18 protein-coding genes and 1 pseudogene are annotated in these 16,261 nt (G+C 59.2%); 14 read left to right on the forward strand and 5 right to left on the reverse strand.

Annotation, left to right across the window (positions count from 1 at the left end; genetic code table 11):
• Positions 1-413: 413 nt before the first annotated feature.
• The 8 genes and pseudogenes from frdA to AACS18_RS09690 all read left to right on the forward strand — a co-directional run.
• Positions 414-2,198, forward strand: a complete 1,785-nt coding sequence (gene frdA / locus AACS18_RS09655) for a fumarate reductase (quinol) flavoprotein subunit (protein WP_005335056.1) — start codon at positions 414-416, stop codon at positions 2,196-2,198.
• Positions 2,191-2,925: a succinate dehydrogenase/fumarate reductase iron-sulfur subunit gene (locus tag AACS18_RS09660; protein ID WP_108614192.1), complete on the forward strand. Its 735-nt coding sequence runs from the start codon at positions 2,191-2,193 to the stop codon at positions 2,923-2,925. Before frdA ends, AACS18_RS09660 begins: the two co-directional genes overlap by 8 nt.
• Before the next feature lie 16 nt (positions 2,926-2,941).
• The gene (locus AACS18_RS09665; RefSeq protein WP_005335058.1) at positions 2,942-3,340 is read left to right on the forward strand and encodes a hypothetical protein; all 399 of its coding nucleotides are present in this window, start codon (positions 2,942-2,944) and stop codon (positions 3,338-3,340) included.
• A 10-nt stretch (positions 3,341-3,350) separates the two neighbouring features.
• The gene (frdD, locus tag AACS18_RS09670) at positions 3,351-3,707 is read left to right on the forward strand and encodes a fumarate reductase subunit FrdD (protein ID WP_005335059.1); all 357 of its coding nucleotides are present in this window, start codon (positions 3,351-3,353) and stop codon (positions 3,705-3,707) included.
• Between the two features lie 252 nt (positions 3,708-3,959).
• Positions 3,960-4,688: a nucleoside recognition domain-containing protein gene (locus AACS18_RS09675; RefSeq protein WP_005335061.1), complete on the forward strand. Its 729-nt coding sequence runs from the start codon at positions 3,960-3,962 to the stop codon at positions 4,686-4,688.
• Complete coding sequence (locus AACS18_RS09680) at positions 4,685-5,152, forward strand: YjiG family protein (protein ID WP_005335063.1); 468 nt, start codon at positions 4,685-4,687, stop codon at positions 5,150-5,152. Before AACS18_RS09675 ends, AACS18_RS09680 begins: the two co-directional genes overlap by 4 nt.
• 25 nt (positions 5,153-5,177) lie before the next feature.
• Complete coding sequence (locus tag AACS18_RS09685) at positions 5,178-6,302, forward strand: M20 family metallopeptidase (RefSeq protein WP_108614193.1); 1,125 nt, start codon at positions 5,178-5,180, stop codon at positions 6,300-6,302.
• A gap of 54 nt (positions 6,303-6,356) precedes the next feature.
• Positions 6,357-6,487, forward strand: a pseudogene (locus AACS18_RS09690) (fumarate reductase subunit FrdD); the annotation flags it as partial.
• A gap of 67 nt (positions 6,488-6,554) precedes the next feature.
• On the opposite strand, the gene AACS18_RS09695 reads toward AACS18_RS09690, so the two are convergent.
• The 4 genes from AACS18_RS09695 to AACS18_RS09710 form a co-directional block, all read right to left on the reverse strand.
• Entirely contained in the window at positions 6,555-7,082 is a 528-nt protein-coding gene (locus AACS18_RS09695) for a hypothetical protein (protein WP_219928022.1), read from the reverse strand.
• Entirely contained in the window at positions 7,033-7,521 is a 489-nt protein-coding gene (locus tag AACS18_RS09700) for a hypothetical protein (protein WP_219928023.1), read from the reverse strand. Before AACS18_RS09700 ends, AACS18_RS09695 begins: the two co-directional genes overlap by 50 nt.
• Before the next feature lie 105 nt (positions 7,522-7,626).
• The gene (locus tag AACS18_RS09705; protein WP_108614194.1) at positions 7,627-8,838 is read right to left on the reverse strand and encodes a winged helix-turn-helix domain-containing protein; all 1,212 of its coding nucleotides are present in this window, start codon (positions 8,836-8,838) and stop codon (positions 7,627-7,629) included.
• A gap of 107 nt (positions 8,839-8,945) precedes the next feature.
• Positions 8,946-9,539 (reverse strand): TetR/AcrR family transcriptional regulator, encoded by a 594-nt coding sequence (locus AACS18_RS09710; RefSeq protein WP_108614195.1) that lies wholly within the window; start codon positions 9,537-9,539, stop codon positions 8,946-8,948.
• Between the two features lie 107 nt (positions 9,540-9,646).
• Here AACS18_RS09710 and AACS18_RS09715 point away from each other — a divergent pair, with 107 nt between their 5' ends.
• Complete coding sequence (locus tag AACS18_RS09715) at positions 9,647-10,570, forward strand: ABC transporter six-transmembrane domain-containing protein (RefSeq protein ID WP_108614196.1); 924 nt, start codon at positions 9,647-9,649, stop codon at positions 10,568-10,570.
• A 28-nt stretch (positions 10,571-10,598) separates the two neighbouring features.
• Positions 10,599-11,987: an NAD(P)/FAD-dependent oxidoreductase gene (locus AACS18_RS09720; RefSeq protein WP_108614197.1), complete on the forward strand. Its 1,389-nt coding sequence runs from the start codon at positions 10,599-10,601 to the stop codon at positions 11,985-11,987.
• Positions 11,988-12,026: 39 nt separating this feature from the next.
• Here the strand turns inward: AACS18_RS09720 and AACS18_RS09725 are convergent, their stop codons facing one another.
• On the reverse strand, positions 12,027-12,674 hold the full coding sequence (locus tag AACS18_RS09725; protein WP_108614198.1) for a class I SAM-dependent methyltransferase: 648 nt from the start codon (positions 12,672-12,674) through the stop codon (positions 12,027-12,029).
• Between the two features lie 144 nt (positions 12,675-12,818).
• Here AACS18_RS09725 and AACS18_RS09730 point away from each other — a divergent pair, with 144 nt between their 5' ends.
• The 4 genes from AACS18_RS09730 to AACS18_RS09745 form a co-directional block, all read left to right on the forward strand.
• Positions 12,819-13,478, forward strand: a complete 660-nt coding sequence (locus AACS18_RS09730) for a thermostable hemolysin (protein WP_108614199.1) — start codon at positions 12,819-12,821, stop codon at positions 13,476-13,478.
• The gene (locus AACS18_RS09735) at positions 13,475-14,953 is read left to right on the forward strand and encodes an AMP-dependent synthetase/ligase (protein WP_108614200.1); all 1,479 of its coding nucleotides are present in this window, start codon (positions 13,475-13,477) and stop codon (positions 14,951-14,953) included. Before AACS18_RS09730 ends, AACS18_RS09735 begins: the two co-directional genes overlap by 4 nt.
• The gene (locus AACS18_RS09740) at positions 14,950-15,603 is read left to right on the forward strand and encodes a TenA family transcriptional regulator (RefSeq protein WP_108614201.1); all 654 of its coding nucleotides are present in this window, start codon (positions 14,950-14,952) and stop codon (positions 15,601-15,603) included. Before AACS18_RS09735 ends, AACS18_RS09740 begins: the two co-directional genes overlap by 4 nt.
• Positions 15,604-15,637: 34 nt before the next feature.
• Positions 15,638-16,261 (forward strand): SDR family oxidoreductase (locus tag AACS18_RS09745; protein ID WP_108614202.1); only part of this gene is annotated, 624 nt, incomplete at its 3' end.

The following is a 16,261-nucleotide window of genomic DNA, read 5'->3' on the forward strand; positions in this document are numbered from 1 at the left end:
TTGAAATCCTTGTAATTCGTCTGGAATTATCAGATCACCGCCGTGGTCACCGCAGCATTTCGGATTACCTATTTCTATCCGAACAGATAAATGCCAATAATTCTCATTAAAAAATCACAATAAAAAACTTAAAATTTTTTTTGTGAGTACCTAAAAAGAGAGGTGATTCGCATTTTATTGAAAGAAAACTACGTACAATCCAGAAGTTAAAGTACTCGTAGCTAGGTGTTTAACTGCTCAATAACACCAAGAAATGACGATAATAACGACATTTTCATCCAGGGATTTGGGTGTTTTATAGAAAAATAACCAATAAAAAGGGAATAAAACCTAGCAGTTTGACTTGCATCAAGCCTGAATTTTTTTCATAGAGCAAAATCGTGCCCAGCAAATCTATCCCTAAGGAGGCAGATGTGGATATTATCAAGACCGATGTGGCCATCATCGGTGCTGGCGGTACCGGCTTACGCGCCGCTATCGCTATAGCCGAATCACAGCCAGACCTGGACATCGCCCTGATTTCCAAGGTTTACCCGATGCGCAGCCACACGGTTGCTGCCGAAGGCGGCGCCGCCGGTGTCGTCCGTGATGACGACTCCCTCGAAAACCACTTCAACGACACCGTCTCCGGTGGTGACTGGCTGTGCGAGCAGGACGTAGTGGAATACTTCGTCAACAACGCGACCAAAGAGATGATCCAGCTGGAGCACTGGGGTTGCCCCTGGAGCCGCAAGCCGGATGGCAAAGCCAACGTGCGTCCGTTTGGTGGCATGAAGGTTCCCCGTACCTGGTTCGCCGCAGACAAGTCCGGTTTCCATATTCTGCACACCCTGTTCCAGACCTCCGTCAAATACCCGAGCATCAAGCGCTTCGACGAGCATTTCTGCCTTGATCTGATCGTGGACGACGGCCGCGTTCAGGGCGTACTGACCTTCGACATCCAGAACGGTATCACCCGCTTCATCCAGGCCAAATCCGTGATCGTGGCAACCGGCGGTGCTGGCCGTGTCTATCGCTACAACACCAACGGTGGCATCGTCACCGGTGACGGCATGGCACTGGCCTACCGTCACGGCGTACCGCTGCGTGATATGGAGTTCGTCCAGTATCACCCGACCGGTCTGCCGGGCACCGGCATCCTGATGACCGAAGGTTGTCGTGGTGAGGGTGGCGTCCTGCTGAACAAGGATGGCTACCGCTACCTGCAAGACTACGGCTTGGGCCCGGAAACCCCGATTGGCCAGCCGAAGAGCAAATACATGGAGCTGGGTCCGCGCGACCGCGTTTCCCAGGCATTCTGGCAAGAGCAGCAGAAAGGCCGCGTCATTCAGGGCCCGATGGGCGATGTGGTTCACCTCGACCTGCGTCACCTTGGCGAGAAGTACCTGAAAGAGCGTCTGCCGTTCATCTGCGAACTGGCCAAAGCCTACGTCAACGTGGATCCGGCCAAAGAGCCTATCCCGGTACGTCCGACTGCCCACTACACCATGGGTGGTATCGAGACTGACAACAAGTGTGCCACCCGTCTGCCCGGCCTCTACGCCGCGGGCGAATGTGCCTCCGTCGGTCTGCACGGTGCCAACCGTCTGGGTTCCAACTCCCTGTCCGAGATTGTGGTATTCGGCAAGCTGGCCGGTGAGCAGGCAGGTGAATTTGCCAAGACTCAGAAGCATGGCAACACCGAAGCGCTGGCCGCCAAGGCCGAGGCGCTCATCAAGCAGCACCTCTCCCTGATGGACGTAGACGGTACCGAAAACCCGGCCGATATCCGCAACGAGCTGGGCATGTCCATGGAAGCCGGTGTCGGTATCTACCGTACCGAAGAGCTGATGCAGGGCACCATCGACAAGATCAACGAGCTGAAAGCCCGTTACAAGAAGGTCAAGATCAACGACAAGTCCTCTGTCTTCAACACCGATCTGCTGTACGCCATCGAACTGGGTTACATGCTGGACGTGGCTGAAGCCATGGCGCACTCCGCTATCAATCGTAAAGAGTCCCGCGGTTCCCACCAGCGTCTGGATGGTTACGAAGAGCGCGATGACGTGAACTTCCTCAAGCACACGCTCTCGTTCTACAAAAATGGCGAAACGCCCTCCATCGATTACTCCGATGTGAAGATCACTAAGTCCCAGCCGGCAAAACGCGTGTACGGCTCCGAGGGTGAGAAACAAGACGAGGCTAAGAAGAATGGCTGAGATGATTGAAATTGAGATCCTGCGCTACCGTCCGGAACAGGATAACGAGCCCTGGATGCAAAGCTTTCAGGTGCCCTACCAGAGAGAGATGTCTCTGCTGGACGCCCTGCAGTACATCAAGGATCACCTGGACTCTACCCTGAGCTTCCGCTGGTCCTGCCGAATGGCGATCTGCGGCTCTTGCGGCATGATGGTCAACGGTGTGCCCAAGCTGGGTTGCAAGGCGTTCCTGCGCGACTATCTGCCGGGCAAGATGACCGTCGAGCCGCTCAACAACTTCCCGATCGAGCGCGATCTGGTGGTCGACATGTCCGACTTCATCGAGAAGCTGGAGAGCATCAAGCCGTACATCATCCCGAGCGAGCCGCGCAGCTTGTGTGATGGCGAGTACATCCAGACGCCGGCCCAGATGGCGCAGTACAAGCAGTTCTCCCAGTGCATCAACTGTGGTCTCTGCTACGCGGCCTGCCCGCAGTACGGCATCAACAAGAAGTTCACCGGTCCGGCTGCACTGGCTCTGGCCTATCGCTATAACGTCGACAACCGTGATGCCGGCGCCAAAGAGCGTATGCGCATCATCAGCCAGGACGAAGGCGTCTGGGGCTGTACCTTCGTGGGCTACTGCTCCGAAGTGTGCCCGAAGGGCGTCGATCCGGCGGCGGCCATCCAGCTTGGCAAGGTCGAAAGCGCCAAGGACTACATGATCGCCATGTTCAAGCCAGATTGAGAGCAGGATTGAGACCATGAACAACACTGATAGCAAACGTAAACCTTACGTCCGCGAAATGAAGAAAGACTGGTGGCTGAAGAACGCCTTCTACACCGGTTACATGATCCGTGAAGGCACCAGTATCTTCGTCTCCATCTACGCCGTTGTGCTGATGTGGGGCCTGATGCGCCTGGTTCAGGGTCAGGAAGCGTTCAACGGCTGGCTGGAATCCCTGCAAAGCCCGATCGCCATCTTGTTCCATGTCGTCGCTCTGGCGGCATGCCTGTTCCATGCCAAAACCTGGTTCGCCCTGGCGCCGAAAGCCATGCGTATCTTCCGTGGTGAAGACCTGGTACCGGAGAAGCCGATCGTTCTCGCCCAGTATGTGGCGCTGGCGGTGGTGTCCCTGCTTGTCCTGATCATCGTGGCCTGAGGAGAAAACAATGAGACGTTCTGACGAACCAATTTACTGGGGTCTGTTTGGTGCGGGTGGCATGGTCGTTGCCATGCTGCTGCCGGTCATTGTCCTCATCACCGGTCTGCTGGTGCCCATGGGCATCATGGACGTGGAAACCATGAGCTATGACCGCGTGCACGCGTTCGCCAGCTCCTGGTGGGGTGCCTGCATCCTGCTGGTGATCATCGCCCTGCCAGTCTGGCACGGTATGCACCGTATCTACCACGGTCTGCACGATCTGGGGATCCACACCACCAAGCTGCACCACTATGTGTTCTATGGCTTTGCCTTCCTGGTATCTGCCATTAGCGTCGGCTTGCTGATGGTGCTGGTACTCCAGTAATCACATCTGACTGATTGACCAAACCGGGCCTCGTGCCCGGTTTTTTATTGCCCCGCTATCCCGCCCCTGCTTTTTATTCGCTCAAACAATTCGATAAAAACCAGATTATCGTCCAATCATATGGCGATCACAGTCACATAACCCCAATACATTCGTCATTTGTAGCAAACCATTTTGACCACCATCAATTTAGTGACATCTATATCAATTATAATTATTCAGATTAAATAATTATTCATATGGAGCTAGCTAATGACAGACAAAACACGCTCGGTGAGCATAGGCAGTTACCTGGCACTGGCCTTCGCCGTGGTCTTCTTCTCCGGACTGTTGCAATCCGGCGAGTGGTACGGGGTATTCGATTTCACCACGCTGAACGGTTCGTTCGGTACCATGGTCCAGAGCGTCAGCGAGAATGGTGACGGCATCAAGACCGCCATGACCGACATGCGCGGCAAGGGGGGCAACGGCGCTCGCGATGGCTTTTTGTTTGCCCTGACCCTGATCCCCACCGTGATGTTCGCCCTCGGCATGATCAACGTACTGGAGCACTACGGCGCGCTGGAAGCGGCCCGCAAGTTGCTGACCCCGCTGCTGCGTCCGCTGATGGGGATCCCGGGCAATACAGGTCTGGCACTGATCGCCTCCCTGCAGAGTACCGATGCCGGCGCCGCCATGACCCGTCAGCTCAAGGATGAAGGGCTCATCACCAAGCGTGAAACCGACGTGTTCACCATGTTCCAGTTCTCCGCTGGTGCCACCATCGTCAACTTCTTCTCCTCCGGCGCCGTGCTGTTCACCCTGACACTGGCGGATGGCAGCCCGGCGGTCAGCTCCTCCATCGGTCTGGCTGTCATCGTGATGTTCGCCTTCAAATTTGTCGGGGCCAACCTGTTCCGGGTCTACCTCAATATGAGCGAAGGCAAGCAGACCGATAACAACACCCAGCAGACCCTCAACACTCAGGAACAAGCCAAATGAGCCAGGCCAACATCAAGAAACCCATCGTCACCGATATCTTCGTCGAAGGGGCCAAGAAGGGCTGGGTCATCGCCACCACCTCCACCGTACCCAACGTACTGATGGCCTTCGTCATCATCAAGGCGCTGCAGATCACCGGCGCGCTGGATGCCATGGGCGCCATTTTCTCCCCTGTCATGGCCATCTTCGGGTTGCCCGGTGAGGCGGCAGCCGTGCTGATCGGCGCCTGGATGTCGATGGGCGGCGCGGTCGGTGTGGTCATCACCCTGTTCGATCAGGGGATCCTCAACGGCACTCACATCGCCATTCTGGCGCCAGCCATCTACCTGATGGGCTCCCAGGTGCAGTACATGGGCCGCATCCTCGGCTGCATCGGCACCGAAGGGCGTTACATCCCCATCATGGTCGCCATCTCGGTACTCAACGCCTTCGGCGCCATGCTGGTGATGAACATCCTTCTCTGACCCGAACCTGATAGTGGAGCAAGCAATGACTTTTTCTCTGGATCAATACCTGACCGAACTGGCCCCGCTGATCAATCTGGATTGCGGATCCCTGCACCAGCCGGGCATTGCGGCAGTGGCCGACCTGATGGCCGCCAAATATGAGGCGATGGGCGGCTGGCAGATCAAACGGGTCGACTGCGGCGCCGCCGGTGTGGGACTGGAGATCCGCAACCAGCCTGATGCGGCACAGATCGATGTAATGCTGATCGGCCATATGGATACCGTCTTCCCCCTCGGCACCGCCGCCGCCCGCCCGATGAGCATCGATGGTGAGCGCGCTTACGGTCCCGGTGTCTCCGACATGAAATCCGGCCTGCTCAACATCGTCTATGCCCTGCGTGAACTGCCCCGCGAGGTGCGCGATCGCCTGAGCATCTGCGTCTGCATGAATCCGGACGAGGAGATCGGCTCCCTCCACTCCAGCGACTGGCTGGCAGCGGTTGCCAAACAGGCAAAACAGGTGCTGGTTGCCGAAGCGGCCCGCGCCGATGGCTCGCTGGTCAAGGCGCGCAAGGGGATGGCCCGTTATCGCATCGATTTCACCGGCAAGGCGGCTCACGCGGGCAACGAACCGCAAAAGGGGCGCAGCGCCATCACCGAGCTGGGCCACTGGATCCTGGCCATCAACGCCCTGACCAACTTCGAGAGCGGCACCACCCTCAACATCGGCATTGTCGAGGGGGGCAATGGCGCCAACATAGTGCCGGCCCATGCCAGCGCCGTGGTAGACGTCCGCTTCTGGGACAATCAGGAGTACCACCAGATCGACGATCATCTGCTGACCCTGGCCGAGCGTCCCCATCTGGACGGCGTCACTATCCAGCTGACCCGCGAGGCCCACAAACCAGCCATGGTGCCATCAGAAGGCACTCAGGCGCTGATGCAGCTGGTGGAGGAGTGTGGCGCCGAACTGGGACTGCCAATCAGCTGGCAAGAGGTGGGGGGCGGCTCCGATGCCAACCTGACCGCCGCCCTCGGCATCCCTACTCTGGATGGTCTGGGCCCCATCGGTGCCGGTTTCCACAGTGACGAGGAGTATCTGGATCTGGCCAGCATTGCCCCGCGCATCGAGCTGCTGGTGAAGGTACTGACCCGTCTGGCGGCCTGACAGCCTCTCACGTAAAAAAGGGCCAGCCGGTTTACACCGGCTGGCCCTTTTTTTCATCGTATCTCCCACGGTCTACACAATCTGGGATCCGCACCACCAAGCTGTACCACTATGTGTTCTATGGCTTTTCCTTCTTGGTGTCTGCCATTACCGTCGGCCTGCTGATGGTGCAGGTACTCCAGTAAGCACATCTGACTCATTGATCAGACCGAGCCAAGTGCCCAGTTTTTTATTTCCGCTTAGTTCTGGCTTTCATCCACGTAATTCAAGTGCGTGAATCTCTCTGGTATTAACAGAAGTCTTAACATAGCCGGAGTTAGGCTTACCAAGAATTGCCACCAGTAACCGACAAACCAATGCCTCCATTTGTAGTGGGATATTTTCCTGGCCTGCTGAACGCTGGTTACCACCGTAACTCGCAAATCCCAACGGCCCATCAAAGAACATGGCTTCGTGAAAAGTGTCGTTACGGACGACTGATAACGAAGAGGGAGCTGCCTCAGTATTCTTAGCCCAATCAGGCACAGGAATCGCAAACTTTTCACACATCCATTGAACACGCCCTGCATGAGTAATGCGGGGTTTCGGCTTCTCCTTGTCGACAACAAGCTTGAAACAGGCATCCAGTGCCATGTAGAGATACTGAAAACGTTCAAATGAAAGATTCTGTGGATACTGCGCCAAAAACAAGGCATGGATGACCGCAGTTACCCGCTTTGGCGCACGAGCATCACCACGCTCTGATTCCAGATAGTCCGTCCAGCGCCAATTCGATGACATCGGTGATGGTGCTGCGACTCAGGATAAAATCAACGAGCTTTCCCGGCTTGATGGGCGTTGCATCGAGAAAGCCCGCTTCTGTTGTGGTTAGCCGCATACCGGTGAAGAAGGATAAGCACCACACAACGAAATCGAGTTCCTCTCTGTTTCTGTCTTCCGACAGCGTCAGAACATGGGTCATCGGAAGACCGAAAACTCGGGCGTTGTAAGGCATTGAGCAAACTTTTCCGCTCATAAATTCTCTATACTGATGCGCCCCCGGATAGACCCAACCGTTGAGAACGTTCGGGTCTCCTGATACGACAGCTACGATACTTTCATGTTCGGGAAGTGTTCTGATAGAAAAACTATCGGTCTCAATATTGCAGAACACAGGGTAGTAGCCGAACTCTGCTGAAACCCCGCGAAGCGGTGCATTAAGTGTTTGTTCTGTCACCATACTGATGCATCTCATGGTTTGATCTGGTCGCGGTACGCTAACTAGCGCTCCAACATTGGAAAACGCTTACTAATCCCCACAAGTTCTCCAACTAAAGGGGGGTAATTACCCTTGCCACAACGCCAGCAAATTGGCCGGAATGGCACCATAACGGAGCTGCGGGGTCTGGTGCCAGTCAGCCAGCTTTTGCAGGGCTTTCGCCAGATCCTGTGCAAGCGTGCGGGTCACTCTCACCCCTGCCTCCAGATAGAGGCTCTTGATCTCGAAGATCCCCTGCTGGCGATGGGCCTTGGCATCCATCCTGCCCACCAGCTTGCCGCGATGGAGCAAGGGCAACACGAAGTAGCCGTATTGACGCTTGGGCGCCGGGGTATAGCACTCGATGCGATAGTCGAAGTTGAACAACTCACTGGCCCGTTTGCGATCCCATACCAGCGGATCGAACGGCGACAAGACGGTGGTATGGGTCGCCTTGAGGGTGCCCGCCTGTGCCCTTGCCAGCTCATCGGCCAGCGAGGCGTGCACAAAAGCGCCGTGCTGCCACCCCTCCACTCGTACCGGCAACAGCTCCCCCTCGTCCGCCAGTTGATGGAGCAGGGCGTCATATTTGCCGCGCCGCAGCCGGTAGTAGTCCGCAACCCAGCCGGTTTTGACCAGCCCCAGCGCCCGGCAGCTGGCGCGCACCATATCCCGCTGGGCCTGCTCGACGCTCGGCAGATCCCGCGGGTCGCTCCACTCGGGGATGACCCGTTCGGCCAGGTCATAGACTCGCTGAAAGTTGCGCCGCTCCCGCACCATCAGCTGACCGGTGGTAAACAACACCTCCAGATGGCGCTTCTCCGGCTTCCAGTCCCACCAGCCGTTCCCCTTGCCGGTTGTGCGTTCAAAGTCAGCCGCCCGCACCGGGCCGTGCTGACGAATGCGCTCGATAAGCTGGCCGATCTCCTGCTGATGGGTGGCGAGCCAGTTGGCCGAAAACTTCCAGCCCATGGCGGCGGGATCGAGCATCCGGTGGCGCAGCAGCCGGTAATCTTCACTGGGCACAAAGCAGGCCTCATGGGCCCAATATTCGAAGATCTCGCCGTCGGCCAGCAACTGCTCCAGCCAACGTGGTTCGTACTGGCCAAGGCGGCTAAAGAGCACCAGATAGGGACTGCGAGCCACCACCGAGATGGTATCGATCTGCAGTAGCGCCATGCGGCGGATGGTCGCCAGCAGATCGGCCGGGACAGCCTTGCTGCGGCGGGGGGCGAGCAGCCCTTGCGCCGCCAGTTGCAGATGACGGGCATCTTGCAGTGACAAATGGGTAATCGACATCAACAACCGCTCCCTGGTATCTGGCTATCGCGCGCCCGGCGGATAGCCAACAAAACCGGGGGAGGCCCCACGCTGGCATGCCTCCCCACCCTTTTTTGCCTGCGCCGCTATGAGTGGGCCGGGGGCAAGACCAGCTGATTCACCACCAGCATGATCTCTTGATAAGTGGCCTCGACCGTCTCGGGGGTCGGCTCCAGAATAAGGTCATCGGCATAGCCGTTGATGAGGGAGGTGATCTGACGCGCCAGTCGCCGGGCATCGCCCGCCACAAACTCGCCGCTGTCGATCCCCTTTTGCAGGATCTGCTCCAGCACCTCGCGCCACGCCAGAATGATTTTGCGGTAGCTCTCGGCAAACACAGGGTCGCGCAGTGACTCGTTCCAGGCATCCAGATAGATGGCCCAGGAGGCATCCTGACTGGTCGGCAGGTTGTCCCGCACGAAGAGCAGCAACGCTTCGCGGGCAGGCAGCGGCAACAGCCACTCCCGCTGCTCGGCGATCTCCTGATAGGTGAAACGCTCCACGGCGCAGAGGCAGAGCGCCTTCCAATCCTTGAAGTAGTGGTAGACGTGGCTGCGCGCCAGACCGGTGCGCTCGGCAATATCACGGGTTGACGATGCCGCCATCCCCTTCTCCCGAAACAGGGCCAGTACGGCCTCGATGATCATCTCTTTGCGCTGTTCTGCTGATGGGCGTGCCATCTGACCTCCTGCGATATCAATCGATCTGCTTGACTTTGAGCAGTCGCTCAAACAAACTTTGAGCACTCGCTCAAACTTAGCGTTTCCGACATCTTAGGAGATAACCCATGACAACACCAACCACTTCGGCAGCCAGTTGCGACGAGCAAGCCACGCCGTTGCCACACTCGGCCGGTCGTTCGCTGGGGGCGATTGCACGGGCCAATCCCCTCAAACTGGCGGGCACCTTCTCGCTGGTGGCCCTCGAAAACATCCTGCTGGTGGTCTATCCCCTGTTCGCCGGCTTTGCCATCGACGCCATCGTCAAAGGCCAGTGGTGGCAGGCTTCAAACTACGCCCTGATCGTGCTGCTGTTCTGGCTCATCGGCGCCCTGCGCCGGGCGGTCGATACCCGCACCTTTACCCATATCTATGCGGCACTGGCGGTGCCGGTGATCCTGACCCAACGCCAGCAGCAGGAGGGGCAATCTACCATAGTGGCGCGGGTCACTCTGGCGCGGGAGTTTGTCGACTTCTTCGAGAAACATATCCCGATCCTGGCCACCAGCCTGATCTCCATCGTCGGTGCGGCCGTGATGCTGATGGTGATCGAGTTCTGGGTTGGCATCGCCTGCATGGGGGTATTGCTGCTGTTCGGCCTGCTGCTGCCCGGCTTTTCGCGCAAGAACCAGCTGCTGCACGAGCGGCTCAACGATCGGCTGGAACACGAGGTCAAGCTGGTCACCCATGCCCAGTCAGCCAGCCTCGCCCGCCACTACCGCGCGCTGGCCTGGCTCCGAATCCGGATTTCGGATCGGGAGGCACTCGCCTTTCTGGCGGTCGGCATCAGCGCCTCCCTGCTGTTCCTGCTGGCCATCACTATGCTGATGGCCCAACCCCAGGTCTCGGCAGGCCATGTCTATGCTGTGATGACCTACCTCTGGAACTTTGTCACCAGCCTGGATGAGGGGCCCGGTCTTGCCGATCAGCTGGCCCGGCTGAGAGACATAGGTCGCCGGGTCAACACAGCCCAACCCGATGAAATGATTTGATATTTTGTATCTGTAACCGGAGTAGAAGATGAATCCGACCACCCTTTGCCAACGAGCGTTGACCATGTGCATCAGCTGTTTTTTCCTCGCCGCCTGCGGCCCCAAGATGAGCGACTTTGAGCCCAACACCAGCTACTGGTTCAAGGAGAAACCGGCAGAGGAGAGTGCCCCGCTGGCACAAGACATGACGGTGGATATCGCCATCATAGGTGGCGGCTACAGCGGCCTCTCCAGCGCTTGGCATCTGGCCAAGGCCAATCCGTCGCTCAAGATCGCCATCTTCGAGGCCAAGCAGGTGGGCAGTGGTGCCTCGGGCCGTAACGGCGGCATGGTGTTGCCGGGCTCCGAGGTGATGGATCTCTACGAGGAGGGGGAGGCGAGCAAGCGCCATTACGACCTCACCGTCGCCAGCATGCACAAGCTGCAGGCGCTGGTTGCCTCAACCGGCGTAGAGGCCGATCTCAAGCTCGATGGCTATGTGGAGGCGATCCTCGATGAGGAGGATATCGCCGAGTACCGCGACTATGTGAAAACCGCCAATCGCCTCGGCATCCCGCTCCAGTACTGGAACGCCGATACCACAGAGGAAAAACTCGGCACCGACCGCTACGCAGGCGCCGTCTACGACCCCAATGGCGGTCAGGTACACACCATGAAGCTGGTCAATGCCCTGCGCAAGGCGGTGGAGCAGGCGGGCGTCACCATCTATGAGCAGAGCCCGGTGCTGGGGATCAAGGAGGGCAAGCAGATCGAGCTCAATGTGGCCGACAAGTACAAGGTGACCGCCGACAGCATAGTGCTGGCGACCAACGGTTATACCTCAAAACTTGGCTACTTCAGCGGCCGGGTCTTTCCGGTGCACGCCCAGAGCGCCGTCACCGAGCCGCTCACCAAAAAACAGCTGGCCGCCATCCAGTGGCAGAGTCGGGTGCCCTACTACGACACCCGCAACATCCTGTTCCATCTGGTATTGACCCCGGATAACCGCATCGTCATCGGTGGCGGCAATGCCGAGTACGTCTTCAACGATGGCCTCAACTACAAGGGCGATCTCAACCGGGTCAGCGAGATGATGATGACCGAGCTGGTGACCCTCTATCCGGCCCTCAAGGGGATCAAGTTTGAACAGGTGTGGGACGGGGTGCTCGGCATGACAGGTGACAGCACCGAAGCGGTGGGGGTAATGGGGGATCACAAGAACATCTATTACGCCCTCGGCTACAACGGCCACGGCATCAATCTCTCCTTCCTGTTTGGCGACATCGTGGCCAGCCTCTATCAAGGCAAGGAGCACCCCTGGTTCAACCACGCGGAGCAGAGTCTGCCGATGTGGCTGCCGCCAGAGCCGTTCAAGTCAATCGGCGTAAAATCTGCCCTGATGTACTACCAGTGGCAGGACAAGGGCTACAAGGAGTAACGCCGGGCGAACCCGACGAGTAACAGACGAAGGCACGCCTCAGGGCGTGCCTTTTTGCAATACCGCCACATCGGCGTGGGGGAAGCTGAGCTCGGCCTGCCAGCTGGCGGCCAACACCTGAAACGATGCCTCGGCAAAGAAGACGATGTGGGTCGGGTCGTGGCGATAGCGCCAGTTTTTAAACCGCTCGTCACCGAGCACCCGCTGAGTCTGTAGCACCAGCATGCCGCCGGGCTTGAGACAGGCCCACAACCGGTCAAGCACGGCACGCGGTTCGGCAATGTGCTCGATCACCTCGGTACTGGTGATGAAATCATACTGACGCGTCAGCAACTCGGGAAAGTCGGCATAGAACTTGTCATACCCCGCCATCCGGTAACCCGCCTCGCGCCCCATCGCCACCAGCGCGGGGCCGGGGCCACAGCCAAAATCGAGGCCGCAGGCAGGAGTTGGCACCCGACTCAGTACCTCGCCAAATGCCCGCATCAGAAAGCTGCGATAACGGGGATCATCCACCCGATTGTCGTGACCGTCATAGACCGCCTTCTCCGCCGCCTCATCCAGATGATCCGCCTGATCCAGCCAGACCAGCTCGCACGCGAGGCAGCGATGATAGCGTTTGCCCGCCACCGGCAGGGGATAACTGCGATGGCTGGCACACAGGGGGCAGCTGACGGTGGATGACATGGCTATTCCTCTTGGGGGATTCCTGTTGGATAACAGCGGCGCAGATTGCCTGCCCGCTGCCTCGCTGACAACTTTTTTTGCTCCTTAAGGGTTTCTTAAGTTTGCCCTTTTACTCTCAAACCATCGCAAGAGAAGGAGTCACCCATGACCATCGAGATCCAGGCCCCCTACCGATTGCTGCTAGCCAAGTCCCCGCAGCAGGTCATGGCGCTGCAAACCTATATCCAGGCCGCCTACACCCTCGAGTTCAACGCCCGCATCCCCCATTTCCTCCCCTGTCTGCTGGGGCTCTATCGGGCGGACGGGACGCTGGTCGGTGCCTGTGGTCTCAATCATGCCAGTGAGGGGCCTCTCTATCTGGAACAGTATCTGGAGCAACCCATCGAGGCCGCCATCAACACCCGCCTCGGGGTCTATCCGGCACGCAACCGCATTATCGAAGTGGGCAATCTGGCCTGCAGCGAACCGGGCAATGCCCGCCTGATGTTCGCGGCCCTGTGTCGCCTGCTGTGTGAAAACGCCCTCGACTACGTGGTCTTTACCGGCACCGCCAAGCTGCGCAACAGCTTTGCCCGTTTGCAACTCAATCCGGTGGAGCTGGCCCCCGCCCAGGCTCATCAGGTGGGGGCCGACGCCGACGCCTGGGGTGAGTACTACCGTTGCCAACCCAAGGTGATGGTGGGTGACATCAATCAGGGGCGCGAGGTGCTGGCCCAGAGCAGCCTGCTGCTCAATCTGCTGGCCCCCATGCCAGTGCTTTTTACCGATGCAACCCTGACCAGTGAGAAAAGGTGCGCCCAATGAGCCTGTTCGACGCCATCGCCAAACATGCCCACGATAATCCGCAATCGCCTGCGCTGCTGAGCAGCCAGCAGCGGCTCGACTACCACAGCCTCTGGCAGCAGATCCAGCATCTGGCTGGCAAGCTGCAGCAAGCCGGCATCAAGCGCCTTGCCCTGCAACTCGACAACGGCTTGCCATGGGCGCTGATGGATCTGGCCTGCACCAAAGCCGGGATCGTGGTGATCCCGGTGCCCCACTTCTTCAGCATTGAGCAGCAAGAGTGGCTGCTGGATAGCAGCGGTGCCGATGCGCTGGTTGGCCCGGCCCATCAGGGATGGCACTCTGCCGAGCCGCTGTTGCTGGTCAGCGGCGAACTGCCGCTCTGGCGCCGCAAAACGGCAAACCTCCCGGCATTGCCACAGGGCACTGCCAAGATCACCTACACCTCCGGCACCACGGGCCAGCCCAAAGGGGTCTGCCTCTCGCTGGCCAGCATGATGGCGGTGTGCGAATCGCTGGCCGAGCGGGTCGCGCCAGCCAAGGTGGAAAAACACCTCACCCTGCTGCCGCTGGCCACCCTGCTTGAGAACCTCACCGGCCTCTATGTGCCGCTGCTGACCGGTGCCTGTAGCCGCATTCCATCGCTCGGCGAACTCGGCTTCACCGGCTCCAGCTCGCTCAATCCAGCCATGCTGGGGGAGGCGCTGCTGCGCTGGTCAACTCACAGTCTGGTGCTGGTGCCCGAGCTGCTGCGCCTGCTGCTGGCGCTCTGTACCAGTACCCCGGTGCTGGCCCAGCAGCTGCGCGGTCTGCGCTTTATCGCCGTCGGCGGTGGCAAGGTTGCCCCCGATCTTATCGCCCATGCCCGCCAGCTTGGTCTGCCGGTCTACGAGGGATATGGCCTCTCGGAGTGCTGCTCGGTGGTGGCTCTCAACACCATAGGCACCGACAAGCCGGGCAGCGTTGGCCGCCCCCTGCCCCACACCCGGGTCACCATCGGCGACGATGGCGAGATCCTGGTTCGCGGCAGCGCCATGCTGGGGTATCTGGGTAGCGATGAGTCAATCCCCGAGCTGATTGCCACGGGAGATCTGGGCCACCTCGATGAAGAGGGCTACCTCCACATCACCGGGCGCAAGAAGAATGTCCAGATCACCGCCTTTGGCCGCAACTTCTCCCCCGAGTGGGTCGAGGCTGAAGCCCAGCTCTGCCCCGCAATCGCCCGTATCGTGGTGTTCGGCGATGGCCAGCCCGCCAACGTGGCGCTGATCCAGCCCCTGCCGGGCAAAGAGGCCGAGCTGCCACAACAGATCGAAGTATTGAATCGTCGTCTCCCCGACTACGCCCGCCTGCACCACTGGCTGCCGGTGGCACTCGACCAGCATCCCGGGCTGCTCACCGCCAACGGGCGGGTGCGCCGGGAAGAGACCTATCGCCAGTTTTCCCAACAGATCAGCCAGTGCCTTGCAACCGGCACCACAGGAGAATCCTCATGAGCTTCTATCAGACTCTGCAACAAGCCACTGCCACTGAGCGCGAGCACCTTTTCAAGGCCCCCATCATTGAAGCTTGCCGCCGTGGCGACATCAGTCGCGACACCTATCTCGCCTTTCTGGCGCAGGCCTACTACCACGTGCGCCACACAGTCCCGCTGCTGATGGCAACCGGCGGCAAGCTGGGTCAGGAGTATGAGTGGGTACGCGGCGCCATTGCCGAGTACATCGACGAGGAGTACGGCCATCAGGAGTGGATCCTCAATGACATCCGCGCCTGTGGCGGCGATGCCGAGGCGGTGCACCACGGCCAGCCGGGGCTACCCATCGAGCTGATGGTCGCCTTCCTCTACGACCAGATCCAGCGCGGCAACCCCATGGGTTTCTTCGGCATGGTGCAGGTACTGGAAGGCACCAGCGTCGCCATCGCCCTCACCGTCGCTGATCAGCTGAAAAAGGGTCTCGGCCTGCCACCCCAGGCGATGAGCTACCTGAGTTCCCACGGCGCCCTGGATCAGGAGCACCTCAAGTTCTTTGAATCCTTGATGGATCGGGTCGAGAGTCCGGCGGATCAGGCCGCCATCATCCACGGGGCCAAGGTGGTCTACCGCCTCTATGGCGAGATGCTCTACAACCTCACCGCCACACCGTAAGTCGGCAGCAGACAGCAAAAAGGGAATCCATACCATGAACCTTGAAGGGAAACTCGTGCTGCTCACCGGCGCCAGCGGTGGCATAGGTGAGGAGCTGGCACAGGAGCTGGCCGCCCAGGGGGCCCGCCTGCTGCTGCACGGACGTCGCGGCCCGGCACTGGAGCGGCTGTGCAAGTCACTGCCTCATCCCGAGCGCCATCAGGTGGTGCTCGCCGACCTCGGCTCTGCGCAGGAGCGGGCCAAGCTGTTGCAACACCCGGCGCTGGAGCATGGGATCGACATCCTGATCAACAACGCTGGCTGCAACCAGTTTGCCTGGCTGGAAGATCAGAGCTTTGAGCAGGTGGAGCGCCAACTGCTGCTCAATATCGAGGCGCCCATCCAGCTCACCCGTGCCCTGCTGCCAACCATGCGCAAGCCGGGGATCATCATGAACATGGGCTCGAGCCTGGGCAGCATCGGCTACCCCGGTTACAGCGTCTACTGCGCCAGCAAATTTGCCCTGCGCGGCTTTAGCGAAGCGCTGGGACGGGAGCTGGAGGGGAGCGGCATCAAGGTGCTGCACTTTGCCCCCCGCGCCACCCGCACCAAGCTCAACTCCGAGGCTGCCTACGAGATGAATGCGGCGCTAGGCACCCAGACCGACAGCCCGCAGGAG

Origin of the sequence: Aeromonas sp. HMWF015, from assembly GCF_963878965.1 — a bacterium.
Lineage (GTDB): Bacteria > Pseudomonadota > Gammaproteobacteria > Enterobacterales > Aeromonadaceae > Aeromonas > Aeromonas veronii.